This window comes from Ketogulonicigenium robustum, from assembly GCF_002117445.1.
Classification (GTDB): Bacteria; Pseudomonadota; Alphaproteobacteria; order Rhodobacterales; family Rhodobacteraceae; genus Ketogulonicigenium; species Ketogulonicigenium robustum.
The window spans coordinates 2,236,845-2,252,409 of sequence record NZ_CP019937.1; the positions used below are offsets into that span (position 1 = coordinate 2,236,845).

12 protein-coding genes are annotated in these 15,565 nt (G+C 64.8%); 11 read left to right on the forward strand and 1 reads right to left on the reverse strand.

Going from position 1 to position 15,565, the window contains the following annotated elements:
* Position 1: 1 nt before the first annotated feature.
* From BVG79_RS11180 to BVG79_RS11225, 10 genes are read left to right on the forward strand one after another with little or no spacing between them, the layout of a single operon-like run.
* The gene (locus BVG79_RS11180) at positions 2 to 1,444 is read left to right on the forward strand and encodes a hypothetical protein (RefSeq protein ID WP_085786967.1); all 1,443 of its coding nucleotides are present in this window, start codon (positions 2 to 4) and stop codon (positions 1,442 to 1,444) included.
* Positions 1,441 to 5,418 carry a VWA domain-containing protein gene (locus BVG79_RS11185; protein WP_085786968.1) on the forward strand — a complete coding sequence of 1,326 codons (3,978 nt, stop codon included), beginning with the start codon at positions 1,441 to 1,443 and terminating at the stop codon, positions 5,416 to 5,418. The genes BVG79_RS11180 and BVG79_RS11185 overlap by 4 nt, the downstream gene beginning before the upstream one ends.
* On the forward strand, positions 5,418 to 6,431 hold the full coding sequence (locus BVG79_RS11190; RefSeq protein WP_085786969.1) for an AAA family ATPase: 1,014 nt from the start codon (positions 5,418 to 5,420) through the stop codon (positions 6,429 to 6,431). The genes BVG79_RS11185 and BVG79_RS11190 overlap by 1 nt, the downstream gene beginning before the upstream one ends.
* Positions 6,432 to 6,463: 32 nt before the next feature.
* Positions 6,464 to 7,285, forward strand: a complete 822-nt coding sequence (locus BVG79_RS11195; RefSeq protein ID WP_236951360.1) for a DUF58 domain-containing protein — start codon at positions 6,464 to 6,466, stop codon at positions 7,283 to 7,285.
* A complete protein-coding gene (locus BVG79_RS11200) occupies positions 7,282 to 8,262 on the forward strand; it encodes an ABC transporter ATP-binding protein (RefSeq protein ID WP_085786971.1) in 981 nt (326 codons plus the stop codon). The genes BVG79_RS11195 and BVG79_RS11200 overlap by 4 nt, the downstream gene beginning before the upstream one ends.
* A complete protein-coding gene (locus tag BVG79_RS11205) occupies positions 8,255 to 9,034 on the forward strand; it encodes an ABC transporter permease (RefSeq protein ID WP_085786972.1) in 780 nt (259 codons plus the stop codon). The genes BVG79_RS11200 and BVG79_RS11205 overlap by 8 nt, the downstream gene beginning before the upstream one ends.
* A 28-nt stretch (positions 9,035 to 9,062) precedes the next feature.
* On the forward strand, positions 9,063 to 10,079 hold the full coding sequence (locus BVG79_RS11210) for an ABC transporter substrate-binding protein (protein WP_085786973.1): 1,017 nt from the start codon (positions 9,063 to 9,065) through the stop codon (positions 10,077 to 10,079).
* Positions 10,080 to 10,093: 14 nt separating this feature from the next.
* The gene (locus BVG79_RS11215; protein WP_157115687.1) at positions 10,094 to 10,930 is read left to right on the forward strand and encodes an ABC transporter ATP-binding protein; all 837 of its coding nucleotides are present in this window, start codon (positions 10,094 to 10,096) and stop codon (positions 10,928 to 10,930) included.
* A gap of 11 nt (positions 10,931 to 10,941) precedes the next feature.
* Positions 10,942 to 11,742, forward strand: coding sequence for an ABC transporter permease (locus BVG79_RS11220; RefSeq protein WP_085786974.1), 801 nt, complete (start codon positions 10,942 to 10,944; stop codon positions 11,740 to 11,742).
* 4 nt (positions 11,743 to 11,746) lie between these two features.
* Positions 11,747 to 12,574, forward strand: a complete 828-nt coding sequence (locus tag BVG79_RS11225) for a substrate-binding periplasmic protein (RefSeq protein ID WP_085786975.1) — start codon at positions 11,747 to 11,749, stop codon at positions 12,572 to 12,574.
* A gap of 1 nt (position 12,575) precedes the next feature.
* On the opposite strand, the gene BVG79_RS11230 is transcribed toward BVG79_RS11225, so the two are convergent.
* Positions 12,576 to 13,817 (reverse strand): aminopeptidase, encoded by a 1,242-nt coding sequence (locus BVG79_RS11230; RefSeq protein WP_085786976.1) that lies wholly within the window; start codon positions 13,815 to 13,817, stop codon positions 12,576 to 12,578.
* A 120-nt stretch (positions 13,818 to 13,937) separates the two neighbouring features.
* On the opposite strand from BVG79_RS11230, the gene BVG79_RS11235 reads away from it, so the two are divergent.
* Entirely contained in the window at positions 13,938 to 15,560 is a 1,623-nt protein-coding gene (locus tag BVG79_RS11235) for an MFS transporter (RefSeq protein WP_085786977.1), read from the forward strand.
* Positions 15,561 to 15,565 lie beyond the last annotated feature (5 nt).

Consider the following 15,565-nt stretch of genomic DNA (forward strand, 5'->3'; position numbering starts at 1 on the left):
TATGACACACACCACCGCGTCCGATCCGCATAACCGCTTGATGCGGCCTGCAAAACTGGTTTTGCGGCGCTGGAAGCAGCGAAACGCGCTGACCGTTTTTGCCCTCGCCGCGCTGGTTGTCACGTTGGTCGTGCTGGGGCTGCGGTTGGCAGGCAGCACATTTCCCGCGCTGCCGTTTGTCTTTGCCGGCGGCACGTTCGGGCTGCTGATTACGATGATGGTAAACCGCGGCGCAGGTGCGCGCCTGCTGTGGCAAATCGACCGCAGCGCGCAGCGCGACCAAGCCTATGCAACGGCCACCCGCCTGTCGCTGGATGCGGACGACCCCGGCCCTGTCGGCCGTGTGCTGCTGCGTGACGAGGCCGCGAAAGCCGCCACAATCGACCCGCGCGCCGTCGTCAGCGTCCCCGGCCCCATCGCGATCACTGCTGCGGTTGCAACGGTGGTGTTGGTGGGTGTCAACTTCTGGCTGGCCGACCAGCGCGCCGCCCAAAGCCTGACGCACGACGCGCCCGCAGCCCCGGCAGCGGATGACGACACCGCACCCCTTGCCGATACGCTAGACGCCATCGCCACCCGCATGGCCGAGGACGCCGCCGCTACCGAAAATGACTATCTGGCCGCCGTCGCCCGCGCCTTGTCCGAAAAAAGCGACGCCTTGGCCGATGCGCCCGACGACGCCGCCCTGCAACAAGACGTGGCCGACCTGTTGGAACATGCCCGCCGCGCCTATGGCGAAACACCGCCAAACTGGCTGGGAGAATCCGGTGCTTTCTCCACCCAGCAAGTCGCCGAGAATTTCGAGGATATGCTAGCTCAGCAAGCCCGCGCCAGCGAACGCGCCGCCGAGCGCAGCCAAGAGGGCTATGTCGATATTTACGAACGCGACGACGAGCGCCTGCAACAGCTGTATAGCGGGCGCGACGCGGACGAGCTGATCTCGAACGTCGAGGGCGATGTGCGCATGGCCGATAACGACCTCGCCCCCGGAACCGCCCCGGATGAAGGCACCCCGCGCCGGATGGACGATGCCGAGCTGCAAATGCTGGGCGGTGCGCCCGTGGGCGCCGCGATGGAATCGGGGCGCGGCGACAGCCGTCTGGCCGGTGGCGGCAGCCAAGAGCTGCAAGACGACACAACCTCCCTCGGCCCCGACAGCACGACATCGACCGACATGACCCTTGCCGGGAACCCCGACGCGACCGGCAACCGCATCCGCATCGACGCCGCCCCGCCCATGGCCGCCGGTGACCCCGCCGCAACCAGTGATGGTGCCGTCGCGGGCCGGTTCGATTCCACCCAGATCGCGCGCGCGGCCATGGGCGCTGCACGCACCGAAATTCCCGCCTCCGCTCGCGGTCTTGTCGCCCGCTACCTGGATCGCGCGACAGCCAACAGCGCCGCAGGCGGCCAAACACAATCGTCGAACGGATCGGCAGAATGAACATCAGCTTGCTGTTTCCGGGTTTCGTGCTGCTGGCCGCATTGGCAGGTCTGGTCCTATGGCTGCACGCCCAGCGCAAGCGCGAGGTGATCGTGCCCAGCCTGCGCCTGTGGCAAGCGCTTGCCATCACTGCAGGCGCGACCAAACGCAATCGGCAGTGGCCGCCCCTTAGCTTGCCGCTGGTGCTGCAGGTGCTGGCAGTCATTTTGGCTGCGATTGCGCTGACCCAGCCGTTTATCGGGCCGCGCCCTGCCGAGCATCGCATCATCATTCTGGACCACATTGCCACGGATGATCCCGCAGCGGGCATCAACCACCTGCGCGATACGCTGCAATCGGCCCGCTATGTGGCTGTAGTTGTCGGCGGCGGCACCCCGCGCATCTTACACGCGAACCAACGCGGCAGCGACCTTACCGCAAGCGAGATCTGGGCCACCGCCGCCGCTACGCTGGCAACGGGCGGCGCCCAGAGCGACTGGGCTGCAATCGACCGGCGCCTCGAGATGATCGACCCCGCGCAGCAGGCCGAGGTCACCGTTTTGGGCAACAGCGCCCCACCCGATGGTTTTGGCCAGGACCGGCCGCTGGCGCAGGTCACGCTGGCGAACAGCGCCCCCGCGCAGATGGCTTTCACCGTCACACCCACGGCAACACCGTTCAGCTTCAACATCACCGGCACCATCGCAATGGCCGAGGGGCTGGAATCGGTCCATTTGGTCATCGGTTATGCCGATGGCCCCGGCGTCGCGCCGCTGCCTTGGGTCGAAAAGACGCTGGGGCGGTCGATTTCGGGCCAGATTCGCATGAACGAAACCGTCACCCTGCCCGGCGCGGGGGAACTGACGGTCACGCTGGATGGGCGGCTGCAAGGCAACCTCCGCACCGACGCCCCGCAGCAAGACCAGAACTACCTGTATTTCGGCGCGGGGCAGCAGCCTTTGCTGAACGCCGTGCGCGCCCTGCCCGATGCCGCCTTGTTCCAATCCGGCGCGGTGCCTGCCGACCTGTCAGGCTATCGCATGGCGATTGTCGACAACACGACCGTCGACCGCGCACCCGCTTTGCCCACGCTGTGGATCGGCTCGGCCCACGTCGCGGGGCAACCCGCACCTACGCTGCTACCGCAATCCGACCCTGATGCATGGCAAACCGACAGCCCCTTGCTGGCCGCTGTCGACCTGTTGCCCCTGCTACCCGGCCCCGCTTATACGCTGCCCGCTATCGCTGGGGCCGACATTCTGGCCTCGGCCGCGGGGCAACCCCTGATCCAACTGGCCGAGGTAGATGGCCAACGGCAGGCATGGCTGGCGTTCGACCCCCGCACATCGAACTGGGCCGAGGACCCCGCCCTGGCCTTGCTGACACAAAGCTTGGTCAACTGGCTGGTGCCCGCCGCCCCAACCGCCGCCTGTACCGCAGATGACCCGTGCTACCCCGACGGGCGGGTGATCGGCGCGATTACGGCCCCGTCAGATAGCACCCCCGCAACCGTCGGCCTGCCCTTGATGCCGTGGCTGCTGCTGGCCGCTGCGCTTTGCATTCTTGCCGATGCAGTACTGACGGCGCGCCGCCGTGGCGGGCGCATCGGGCTGCCCGCACCGCTTGCCGTCATCGCGGGCGCGCTGATGCTGGCCGCCGCATTCGATCTGCCCGCCCCGCAGCCCACTGCGCGCAGCGCGGTTGTCGGCATCGACGTGGCGGGTGCCGCGCCTCACCAAGGGCTGCGCTTGAACACGCAAACCATATCGACCCAAGGCCCCCTGCCCGTTGTCAGCCAGACGGCGACGGGCGCACCCGCTGGCAACATCGCAAATGCCGCGCTGGCGCTGGAGCTGGCCGATGCCATGATCCCGCCAGCCCAAAGCGGCGCGATCCTGCTGGGTGCCCCCGTGGTGCCACACCCCCTTGATGCGACTGGCATGGCCGCAACCCACGCAGTCAACAGCGTGCCGCTATTGAATGCCGGCGGGCAGCCGGTGCTGCGCAGCATGGCGATGAATGGTCGCCCGCTGCAGGGCGAGCCGCTGCCGCTGACTTTCCTTATCCATGCGCCTAACGCCACCCAGACTACCCTGCGCCTGCAACTGGATGGGGCAGATCTGTCGCAGACCGATATCGCGCTGGCTGCGGGCGATAACCGTGTTGAAACGCTGCTGCCCGCGCTGGCAGATGACGAAGGGCTACTGCAGGCCCAAATCGGCGACGGGCAAAGCACGCAAACCGCCGGCCTGATTATCCGCCCCGCTGCCACGCGCCCCGTGGCGATCATCGCCGCCAACCCCGATGAAGGCGCGGCCTTTGCCCGCCTGTTGGCCGACCAAGGGATGACCGACACCCGCGTCCTGCGGCCTGACGAGACACCGGATTACTTGCGCGACTGGGCCGACTACGGCGGCATCGTGCTGCTGAACACACCCGCGCTGGACCTGATGCCCCACCGCCAACGGATGATCCGGCAGATGGTGACGGAATACGGCCTCGGACTGCTGATCCTCGGGGGCGAACGCGCCTTCGGGCCGGGGGGGTATTTCGAAACCCCGCTTGAGGAAATCTCGCCGCTTTCCTCGCGCGTGCCGCGCGAAGCGCCCGAGGTGACGATGGTCTTCGTCCTCGACCGCTCCGGCTCGATGCAGCAGGCGGTGGATGACAGCAACCGGCTGGGGGTTTCAAAGCGCGCGACGCTATCGGCGTTGGACCTGCTGAACCCGCAAAGCCAGATCGGCATCGTGGTATTCGACACCGAAGCGACAACCATCGTGCCCCTCTCGACCGTGGACATCGACGCAGCGCGTACGGCACTGGAGCGCGTGGATACCGGCGGCGGCACGGCGATCTATCCGGGGCTAGTTGCAGCCTATCAGGCCCTGCGCGCTAGCCAGTCGCCCGCCAAGCATATCGTTGTGATGACGGACGGGCTCAGCCAACCCGGCGACTGGGCGGGCATTCTGGGGCAAATCACGGCTGACGGCACAACCGTATCCGCCGTCGCCGTCGGCCAAGGCGCCGATACCGAGGCTGCCAATACCATCGCCCGCCTTGGCAATGGCGTTGCGCACGTCAGCCGCGACTTCGCCGCGCTTCCCTCGATCCTTGCGCAGGAGGCGATGATGTTCGCCGACCCGCTGAACACCGGCGAAAGCCAACCCCAGTGGACAGGCGCCACCGCGCCCTTCCTGCGCGCGATGCCTGCGACCCTGCCCCCTGTAGGTGGATTTGTGCTGACGACGGCGAAGCCCGACGCAACGGTGGCGATGACGGCCCCCGACACGCAGGGCGAGGATATGCCCCTGCTGGCGTGGTGGCGCGCTGGCAACGGGCAGGTCATGGCTTTCGCATCGGACGCGGTGGGCAGTTGGACACAGCAATGGCACGACATGCCGGGGTATGGTGCCCTCTGGGCCGACAGCCTGCGCGCCTTCCAGCCTGCGCTGCCGATCAGCGGGCTGATCTTACGACTGCGCCCCCAGAACGAAGATCTGGTCGTCGCGCTGACTGCCCTGTCCCCCGCAGGCGAGGGCATCACCGGCATCGCCCCTATTGCACACCTGAAAACGCCCGATGGGACTGTGGATGTGCCGCTACAAATGGTTGGCCCCGGGAATTATCGCGGGACGCTGCCGCGCGGGGCCACGGGGCGGTACGACGCCACGCTGGACGCCACCAGCGTCGGCGCACCGGAGCAAGCCATGCCCAGCGCCAGCTGGTTCAACGCGTGGAACCCCGCGCTAGATACCACCCGCAGCCCCGCCCCCACGCTGGCATTGGTGCAGGGCACCGGCGGGCAATTCACCGATCTGAAAACCCTAAGCGACAGCCTTGCCGGCACCGCCTGGCGGCTGGCCAGCGCAGCACCGCCATGGGCACTGCTGGCCATTGCACTTTTCATGCTGGACCTTGTCCGGCGCTATGCTGAAATCAGAATATTCATGCGCCGCGCAGGCAACCGCCGCCCGACGCAAGCAGGAGCACGCTGATGACGACCGTTTCCACCACACAGACCGATCTTGATGCCGCGACGCTGGACCGCCTGCGCGGCGCGCTGTCGGCAACGCTGAAGGGGATGCAAGCCTCGGTCATCGGGCAAGAGGGGCCGGTGCGGCTGCTGTTGCTGGGGCTGATCGCGGGCGGTCACGTCTTGCTGGAAGGCCCCCCCGGCGTCGGCAAGACACTGATGGTGCGCAGCCTTGCGGTGGCGACCGGCCTGTCGTTTGCCCGCGTGCAATTCACCCCCGACCTGATGCCCGCCGACATCACCGGTGCCAACGTGCTGGTTCCCGATAGCGAGGGGCGCAATCGGCTGGAATTCCACCCCGGCCCGATCTTCACGCAGCTGCTGCTGGCCGACGAAATCAACCGCGCCACCCCGCGCACCCAGTCGGCCTTGCTCGAGGCGATGCAGGAAGGCACCGTCACCGCTGGGGGGGCAACGCACAAACTGCCCAGCCCCTTCTTTGTGCTGGCCACGCAAAACCCGATCGAGATGGAAGGCACCTATACCCTGCCCGAGGCGCAGACCGACCGCTTTTTGTTCCGCGTCGATGTGGCCTACCCCGACCAAGCCACGCTGGCGGGTATCCTGACCAGCACCACCGGCACCCAGCAGGCCGCGCAGACGCAGACCATTACGCCCGACGACATTCTGGCCCTGCAGCAACTGGTGCGCGCGGTGCCGATCGCCCCAGAAATGGTTGACGCCATTGCCAAGCTGGTGCTGACCACGCAGCCCAGCAGCCCGCTGGCCACCGATGAGGTGCGCCGCAATATCCGCTTCGGCCTTAGCCCCCGCGGGGCGCAGGCGCTGGTCATGGCCGCCAAAGCCCACGCCATGCTAGAAGGGCGCAACCACGTCGCCAGCGCCGATGTGCGCGCCGTTCTGCCCGCCATCACCGGCCACCGCGTGCAACTGAACTTCGAAGGTCGCGCCAACGGCATCGACATTGCCCAGCTTGTGCAGGGCCTGTTCGACAAGACGGTAGGCAAGCTCTGATGCGGCCAAGCCCCGCCCTTCTGGAACAGCTGATGACAGCCAAGCTGGTGCCATCCTTGGCCCAGCCCAGCGTCGGCACGGGCGAGCGTCGCTCGCGCATGAAGGGTGCCGGGATCGAATTCATCGACCACCGCCCCTATCAACCGGGCGATGACACGCGCCATTTGGATGCGCATGTCATGGCGCGCACGGGCGATGCGGTCATTCGCGAATACGCCCTGATGCGGCAGGTGCCGATTACCATCGTCCTCGACAGCTCAGCCTCGATGGCGACCAAGCGGGATACGGCGGGGCTGGTCGCGCAGATTTTCGGGTTCGTGGGGCTGGCGGCTGGTGATCGCGTGCAGGTCGCAGTGAACCGCGGCGGCGCGCTGCGAATCGGCCCCCGCCTGCAAGGCACCGCCCGCGCCGAGATCCTGTTCGACGAAATCGCCACCGCCGAAGACGGCCCCGCCCCCGACCTGATGCCCCTGCTGCGTGCGGCGCAAGGCCAGCGCGGGCTGATCATCATCATTTCCGACTGGTGGGACGAAGCTTTGGCCGAACAGCTGCCGCTGGCCGCCGCCGCAGGGCACGAGGTGCTGGGCATCCAGATTCTCAGCCCAGCCGAACGTGACCCCACTGGTCTCGGCCAAGGCGTCGTCAGCCTGCGAGACGCCGAAACCGGCGACGAGGTTGACGTGCGCCTAGATCTGGCGACACTGTCGGCCTATGCCACCGCTTTACAAAGCTGGCAGCAGGATTTGGGCCAGACTTTCCGCAGCCGTAGCTGGCATTTCCTCGCCCTCGGGGCCGAGGATTCGCTGGATGATTTCTTTTTGCGCCGCTGCCGCAGCCTTGGGATTCTGACATGAACGCAACACCTGCAACCGACCCCCAAAATGCCATTGAGGTGCGCGGCGTGACCAAACGCTTTGGTCGGGTCGAGGCGCTGAAAGGTGTCGATCTGGATGTCCCGAAAAACAGCATCTTTGCACTGCTGGGGCCGAACGGCGCGGGAAAATCGACGCTGATCGACATTTTGTGCACCATCCGCCCGCAGGATAAGGGCACGGCCATGGTCGCGGGATTTAGCACCCGCAAAAATCCCTTGTCGGTGCGCCGCAATATCGGCGTCGTCTTTCAAAACCCCACTGTCGACAGCCGCCTGTCCGTGCGCGAGAACCTAGATTTTCATGGCATGGTCTACCAGATGCCCTACAAGGCCCGCAAAAAGCGCCTGATCGAGGTGCTGGAACTGGTCGACCTGTCGGATTGGATCGACGCGACCGTCGGCGCGTTGTCGGGCGGGATGAAACGCCGGCTGGAAATCGCCCGCGCGCTGATGCACGAGCCGCGTATTTTGTTCATGGACGAGCCGACCGTCGGCCTTGATGCGCAATCGCGCGCCGCAATTTGGGATCACCTTGATCGCTTGCGCACGGGTTCGGATCTGACTGTCGTCGTTACAACCCACTATATCGACGAAGTCGACAATGCGGACCGCGTTTGCATCATTGACAAGGGTCTGATCCTCGCCAATGACACCCCCCAAGCCCTGAAAGAGGCCCACGGCACGACGACCCTGCGTCTGCGCCCCGCCTCGGCCGAGGCTGCCGCCCAGCTGAACGCGCGCTTTACCACTGCGACCAAGGGCGCGGGCGATACGCTGGTCTTGCCACTGACCGGCACCGAAGATCTGGCCGCCCTAATGGGCGAAATCGGGCCGCTGGCCAGCGGGTTGGAGCTGCATCAACCCTCGCTGGAAAGCGTTTTCTTGGGCCTGACCGGCCGCGATCTGCGCGAAGCGGGCGGTACAAAGCCAGCCCGCAGGGGGGGACGCAATGGCTAAGCCCCACCGCAAACCCGCCGACAATCCGGTGCTGATCGCCCTATTGCGACTGGTCTTTCTGGGCCTGCTGCTGCTGCTGTGGTGGCTCGCTTCGGAAAACGTCTCGCGCAACCTGATCCCGTCGCCGCTGCAAACCTATGACGCGTTTTGGCGGTTGATCGCGAACGGGCGGCTGGTCGCAGCGCTTGGCGATAGTTTGCAGGTCTTCCTCAGCGGCTATGGGCTGGCCATTCTGGTCGCCGTCCCGCTGGGGCTGATCATGGGCGGATTCAACCTGCTGGGCAAAACGGTCGAGGTGTTCCTTTATGCCCTTGCCGCGACCCCGCGCGTCGCGTTCATTCCGCTGATCATCGTTTTCTTGGGCCTTGGCGTGCAGGCCAAGCTGACGGTGGTGTTCATGGGCGCGGTCATGCCGATCGTGATGAACACCTATGCCGGCGTGCAGCAGGTTGACCGCGAGTTGGTGGAAATGGCCCGATCCGTCGGAGCATCGCGGCTGCGCATCTACGCCCGCATCATCCTGCCCGGGTCGCTGCCCTATCTGATTGCGGGGCTGCGCATCGGGGCCACCATCGGCCTGATCAATACCGTCGTGGCCGAGCTTTACACATCGGTAAAGGGCCTTGGCGGCTTGCTGGCCACCTATGGCAACAGCTTCCGCATGGCCGAGTATTTCGTCGTTGTCCTGACGCTGTCGCTGATTGGCGTCGTGGTTACCGAAATCCTGCGCCACATCGAAATTCGCCTCGCCAGATGGAAGCAAGGTGGATGAATCGCAACATTGCTGACTGGAGGATGCAATGAAACTGACGAAGAATATCGCGCTGGCCTCGACCATCGCACTGCTTGCTGCGGGTGCGGCCCAGGCTGAACCCTTCCGCATGATCGTGACCGACCTCGAGCCGCCCTTGGTTCCCAACTCGATCATCGATTTCGCCGTCGCAGGCGGTTATTTCACAGCCGAAGGCGTCGATCTGGAACTGGTTCGTGTGGAACAGACGCCTTCCGCACTGGCTGCCATTCAGGCGGGCGAGGGCGAGATGGCGAACATCTCGGTCGACTCGCTACTGCAGCTGGTGGCGAACGGCGCCGACGATCTGCGCGCCGTGCTGACGCCGAACAAAGCGCTGCCCTACCAGATCATCGGCAAAGACAGCATCGCCACGCTGGCCGATATGGAAGGGCACAGCTTTGGTGTCGGTCGCGTCGGCAGCCTTGATTATTCGCTGTCGCTGAACGTGCTGTCCACCGGCGGGGTTGATACCGACAAGGTTGAAATCGTCGCCTTGGGCCAACCTGCCGTGCGCGCGCAGGCGCTGTCGGCCGGTCAGGTCGATGCAACTACGGTCTCGCTGGGTATCTGGCTGTCGCTGCCAGAAAAAGACGGGCTGCACATCATCACTAACGTCGATGATTTTTACGCTGCCGCCCCCGTGGTGAACAAAGTGAACATCGTCACCCTCGCCACGCTGCAAAACCGTCAGGCCGAGGTTGACGGCATCACCCGCGCCGTCATCCGCGCCAGCCGCGATGTCGCCGAAAACAGCCAGCTGTGGGTCGATTTCATGACGACCGCCCGCCCCGATGTCTCGGCTGAAACGCTGGACGCGCTGGCCGCCGCCTTCACCCAAAGCTGGAGCGTGAACGGGGGCCTGTCCGCAGACGAGCTGAACTTCACCGCCGAATGGGCCTATAAGGGCGAGGAATTCGTCGGCGTCCGTCCCGTCACGCTGAATGAATGGGTCGACTTCGGCCCGATCGACCGCGCGCTGGAAAGCCTTGGCACGTCGGATATTTCCGACGCCGTCACCCGCTAAGACAGGTAGAACCCATGAACCGCCCCGTCACGACGCAATCCTCCAGCACCGGTCTGGTGATGGAGAATGTCTCGAAAACCTTCCTGCGCCCCGACGGGGCGGAAACATTCGCGCTGCGCGATGTGAACCTGCAACTGGCCGACCAGCAATTCGTCGCGCTTGTGGGGCCGTCGGGCTGCGGCAAGACAACAATGCTGCGCATGGCGAACGGCCTGCTTCAACCCGACGGCGGCCGTGTGCTGTTGAACAACGCCCCGCCCGTGCCCGGCCCGGATGCAGGTTTCGTTTTCCAGTCCTTCCGGCTGATTCCGTGGGAAACGGTGCTTTCGAACATCACCTTTGCGCTGATGGATATGGGCCTGACCAAGGCCGAACGGAACGACCGCGCCATGCACTATCTGGAACTGGTCGGGCTGGCGCGCGTGGCGGGCAACTACCCCGCGCAGCTGTCGGGCGGCATGCGCCAGCGCGTCGCATTGGCCCGCGCCTTGGCGGTTGAACCCAAGATCCTGTTGATGGATGAACCCTTTGCCAGCCTTGACGCGCAAACACGCGAGCTGATGCAGATTGAACTGCTGTCGCTGTGGGAACGCCGCCGCGCGCTGGTGATGTTCGTCACCCATTCGGTCGACGAGGCTGTCACACTGGCCGACCGTGTTGTCGTCATGGGCGCAGGCCGCGTGCTGGAAACGGTCGATATCGACCTGCCCCGCCCCCGCGCCGGCGAGGCGCTGCGCGCCGACCCCCGTTATATTGAACTGCGCACCTATCTGTGGGCGCGTATCCGCGAGTTGGTCCTGTCGGACCCCGCATCCGAATTCCATGGCCGCGCTGCCGGCCAAGTTGCGTGAAAGGACAGTCCATGGGCTATCTAGTCGGGGTCTATGCGATCTGGCTGCGCGAGGTGAAACGCGCCTTGCGTGACAAAGGGCAGCTGATCGGCGGCGTCAGTCGTCCGCTGCTGTGGGTGCTGATTTTGGGCATCGGCCTGAACCCCTATTTCCGCGGCGAGGTTTATGGCGAGACACGTTTCGTCGTACCCTATACCTACCTGCAATTCATCTTTCCCGCCGTGGTCGTGCTGAACATCCTCTACACCTCGGTCCAGTCGGCGGTGTCGCTGATTTGGGACCGCGAGTTCGGCTTCCTGCGCGAGGTGATGGTCTCGCCCATGCCGCGCAATCTGGTGCTGCTGGGCAAGGTGCTGGGCGGGGCGACGACGGCGGTGATCCACGGCTGTATGGTGCTGGCCGTCGCCCGCTTTGTTGGCGTTACACTGATGTGGCCCCAATTCTTCGAGGCGCTGGCCCTGATGTTTGTGCTGTCCTTTGGCCTGACATCATTCGGGATCATCGTGGCGAATTACATTCGCGGGTTCGAGGGCTTCGGCGTCTTTTCAAACGCCATCATCTTGCCGCTCTACTTCACGTCCAGCTCGGTCTTTCCGCTGGATCCGGCGCTGACGCGGGCGCAGACGCTGGTCGTTTACCCCGAATGGCTGGTGATCGTGGTGGAATGGAACCCGCTAACCTATGCGGTGGATGCGATGCGCGGCATCTTGATCAACTTCAACCAATTCGCCCCCGCCCTTGGCTTCCAAGTGGTGGGCATCATGGCCGTGGTTCTGTTCCTTGCGGCCATGTGGGAATTCAGGAAGGTCTAGGCCCGTGGCACCTGCAAGGAAACGCGCCTGGACAGGCTATATCCCGCTGGCGCTGTGCTTCGCCGTTCTGTTCGGCGTCAGTTTTCTGCCGCCCGATACCTCGCTCAGCCAGATCAACGCGGCGGGGCGCATATCGGTGTGCGTGCCACAATCGGCGCCGCCGATGGTCACTGGCCAAGCCGCCAACCCCGGCTTTGACATCGAACTGCTGAACGAGATCGCCCGCCGCGCTGGGTGGTCGATCGCCTATAGCCGCAACGCCGCCATGACGCGCGACATCAACCCGCGCAGCTGGCACATCAACCGCGCGCAATGCCAGATCGTCGCCGGCGGGGTGGTGCTGTCGGACACGACGCGATCGTATATGGATACATCCGCGGGTTACCTGCAGGCCGGCTGGGCGATGATCAGTAAAGCCGGCACCCCTGCCCCCGAACGCGGGGCGCAGGCGGGCTTTTTGGCGGGCCTTTCGGGGCTGAACCGCATCACGCTGGGCCAGCATCTGCGCGCGATCGGCATATCACCCGTGGTGGTAAACAACGCGACTGATCTGAAACGTGGGCTGGATGACGGGCGCTATGCCTATGCCATCACCGACGCCTTCACCGCGCAGGCCAATTTCAGCGAAGATGACGGCTATGATATGGGCTGGGTTCCCGAAGACGACGAACATTTCGCCCTTGGCTTCGGATTCTGGAAGGGCGACACGACCCTGCGCCAGCACGTCGAGGGGCTGCTGGGCGATATAAAAGCCGACGGCACATTCGCCGCCTTGGCCGAAAAATACGACCTCGACCCCGCGTTCTTCTGCGGGGCCGAGCACAACTGCTAGATCAAAACGCCCATTCACCCTGACGGAACACCGGCGTGCGTGTGCCATCGGCCGCGACGCCGTCGATGTCGACCTGCCCCGATCCGATCATCCAGTCGATGTGGATCATGCTGGAGTTGCCACCGCGCGCCTTGATCTGCTCGGCCGACATATTCGGGTCGGTGAAGCAGTCCGAATAGCATTGCCCCAGCGCAATGTGGCAGGCGGCGTTTTCGTCGAACAGCGTGTTGTAGAACAGCACCCCCGACGCCGAGATCGGCGAGGAATGCGGCACCAGCGCGACCTCGCCTAAGCGTCGGGCGCCCTCGTCACTGTCGATCACGCGCTGCAGCACTTCCTCGCCCTTGGTCGCGTGGGCTTCGACGATGCGGCCCTCCTCGAACCGGACGCGGATGTTTTCGATCAGCGTGCCGTTGTGCGACAAGGGTTTGGTCGCGCTGACATGCCCCTCGACGCGCAGGGCGTGCGGGGTGGTGAAGACTTCCTCGGTCGGGATGTTGGGGTTGCAGGTGATGCCGTTCTTGACAGGCGATGCCCCGCCCTTCCACGCGTGTTCATCGGCCAGACCGACGATCAGGTCGGTGCCCGGGCCGGTGAAATGTAAGCTGGCAAAGCGCTGCCCGTTCAGCCACCCCGACCGCTGCGCCAGATTGGCGTTGTGCGCCGCCCAAGCCGCAACCGGATCGGGCTGATCCACGCGCGAGGCGGCAAAGATCGCACGCGCCAGCGCAGCAATCGCGTCGGGTTCGGGCAGATCGGGGAAGACCAGCTTGGCCCATGCCGCGTTCGGATAGGATACGATCGTCCAGTTCACATCGAAACCGGTGATCTTTTCCATCGCGGGCTTCGATGCGATCGAGTTGGCGCGGTTCACCCGCGCGACTTTGGCCGGGTCCTGCGCCGACAGCATCATCGGGTTATCGCCCGAAATCGCCAGCCGCGCGGCGTTGTTGCCATAGGCCTCGGCCATGCCGCGGTGCAGCCAACCGGGTGCCACGTCGAACGACGCATCGTTCGCATTCTCGAAACGCGCCAGCGTCACGTCTTCGTCCGAAAGGATCGGCACCACGACACCCGCGCCCGCCTTATAGGCGTGGGCCGCGATACGGCGCACCAACGGCAGCGCGCTAGCCGGGGCGGTCAGCACCAGATCTTGCCCTTCGTGCAGATCCAGCCCGACTTTGACCGCCACTTCCGCCAAGCGGTCGATCATATCGGGGTCGATTGTGGGGGAAGATGTCATTTCACGGCCTTTCTTGCTGTTCGCGCCACCCTATCGCCGCAGTTCGATGCCCGATAGGGGGTTCACACCACCGTACAAAGGGATATGAGAGGGGTGAACCCCCCTTAGCCGCATGACCAAATGTCCGAAGCTGCTGTTCCATCGCCATTTTCAAACCCGACCTATCGCAATCTGTGGATAGGGAACCTCGGCTCGGGGTTTGGCACGATGATTCAAGCGGTCGGCGCGGCATGGCTGATGATGGCGCTGACATCGTCGGTCGACATGGTGGCGCTGGTGCAAGCGGCGAACGCGCTGCCGGTGGTGATGCTGTCGCTGATCGGCGGGGCCATCGCCGACGGCTACAACCGCCGCAAGGTGATGTTGATCACCCAGACGTTCATGATGGTCGTTTCGGCCTTGCTGGCGCTGTTTGCGCTGCTGGGATGGATGTCGCCATGGGTTTTGCTGGGTTTCACATTTCTGATCGGCTGCGGGAACGCGCTGAACAACCCATCGTGGCAGTCGTCGGTGGCCGATATCGTCACGCGCGACCAGCTGGCCACCGCCGTCAGCTACAACTCGATCAGTTTCAATCTGGCGCGGAGCTTGGGGCCTGCCCTGGGTGGTTTGATCGTTGGCGCGGTCGGCCCTGTCGGGGCATTCGCCGCCAATGCGCTGACCTATGGCGGCCCGCTGACCGCACTAAGCCTGTGGAAATCCCAGAAATCCGATCGCACGCTGCCGCCCGAATCGATCGGCCCCGCTATCATGGCGGGCTTGCGCTATGTCGGCATGTCGCGCGAATTGCTCCGGATTATCTTTCGCGCGGGTCTTTACGGGTTCGGCACCATCGTCATGCAGGCGCTGATGCCCGTGGTCGCCGCGCAGCAACTGGGCGGCAACCCGCTGGTGTTTGGCGTGCTGCTGGGTTGCTTTGGCGTAGGTGCGATTGGCGGGGCCGTCGTCGGCCCGAACATCCAGCGCCGCTACCCGTCCGAGCGTATCGTGATGAGCGTCTGCCTGGTGTTCGCCAGCACGTTGGTGCTGATGGGATTTGCGACACAGCTGTGGATGGCGATGATCGCATCACTGGTCGCGGGTGCAGGCTGGATCATGTGCATGGCGCTGTTCAACGTATCGGTGCAGATGTCGGCCCCGCGCTGGGTCGTCGGGCGGGCATTGGCGCTGTACCAGACGGCAATGTTCGGCGGATTTGCCGTCGGCAGCTGGTTCTGGGGCCGCTTTGCGGAAGATTTCGGCCTGCAGCCGACATTCATCACGGCGGCAGTCGCTATGGCGGTCGTAGCGCTGGTCGGGTTGATCATCCCGATGCCGCCGCGCATCAGCCGCAACCTTGATCCGCTGAACCGCTTTCAGGAACCGACCATCGATCTGGAGCTGTCGCCCCGCAGCGGCCCCATCGTCGTGCAGATCGTTTACACCATCGCCCCCGAAAACACCGCGACTTTCCTGAACCTGATGCAGGAACGCAAGCGCGTGCGGATGCGCGACGGCGCCCGCAACTGGACTTTGGCGCGCGATCTTGCCGCCCCGAACCGCTGGGTCGAGCGCTACAAAGCGCCGACCTGGACCGATTACATTCGCCAGAACCAGCGCGTCACGCAGGCCGATGCCGGCCTCAGCGACGAATTGCGGGCCACGTTTGCCGACGATGCCCGCCCCGTCGTGACCCGCTACCTCGAGCTGCACCACGAAACACATCAGGCGATGCGCGACATCGCCCATGATCACCATCACTAAAGGCC

What these genes read in the sequence shown, in the direction of transcription:
- BVG79_RS11180 (WP_085786967.1), top strand. Translation starts at nt 2, where the DNA reads ATGACACACACCACCGCGTCCGATCCGCATAACCGCTTGATGCGGCCT.
- BVG79_RS11185 (WP_085786968.1), top strand. Translation starts at nt 1,441, where the DNA reads ATGAACATCAGCTTGCTGTTTCCGGGTTTCGTGCTGCTGGCCGCATTG.
- BVG79_RS11190 (WP_085786969.1), top strand. Translation starts at nt 5,418, where the DNA reads ATGACGACCGTTTCCACCACACAGACCGATCTTGATGCCGCGACGCTG.
- BVG79_RS11195 (WP_236951360.1), top strand. Translation starts at nt 6,464, where the DNA reads ATGACAGCCAAGCTGGTGCCATCCTTGGCCCAGCCCAGCGTCGGCACG.
- BVG79_RS11200 (WP_085786971.1), top strand. Translation starts at nt 7,282, where the DNA reads ATGAACGCAACACCTGCAACCGACCCCCAAAATGCCATTGAGGTGCGC.
- BVG79_RS11205 (WP_085786972.1), top strand. Translation starts at nt 8,255, where the DNA reads ATGGCTAAGCCCCACCGCAAACCCGCCGACAATCCGGTGCTGATCGCC.
- BVG79_RS11210 (WP_085786973.1), top strand. Translation starts at nt 9,063, where the DNA reads ATGAAACTGACGAAGAATATCGCGCTGGCCTCGACCATCGCACTGCTT.
- BVG79_RS11215 (WP_157115687.1), top strand. Translation starts at nt 10,094, where the DNA reads ATGAACCGCCCCGTCACGACGCAATCCTCCAGCACCGGTCTGGTGATG.
- BVG79_RS11220 (WP_085786974.1), top strand. Translation starts at nt 10,942, where the DNA reads ATGGGCTATCTAGTCGGGGTCTATGCGATCTGGCTGCGCGAGGTGAAA.
- BVG79_RS11230 (WP_085786976.1), bottom strand. Translation starts at nt 13,817, where the DNA reads ATGACATCTTCCCCCACAATCGACCCCGATATGATCGACCGCTTGGCG.
- BVG79_RS11235 (WP_085786977.1), top strand. Translation starts at nt 13,938, where the DNA reads ATGTCCGAAGCTGCTGTTCCATCGCCATTTTCAAACCCGACCTATCGC.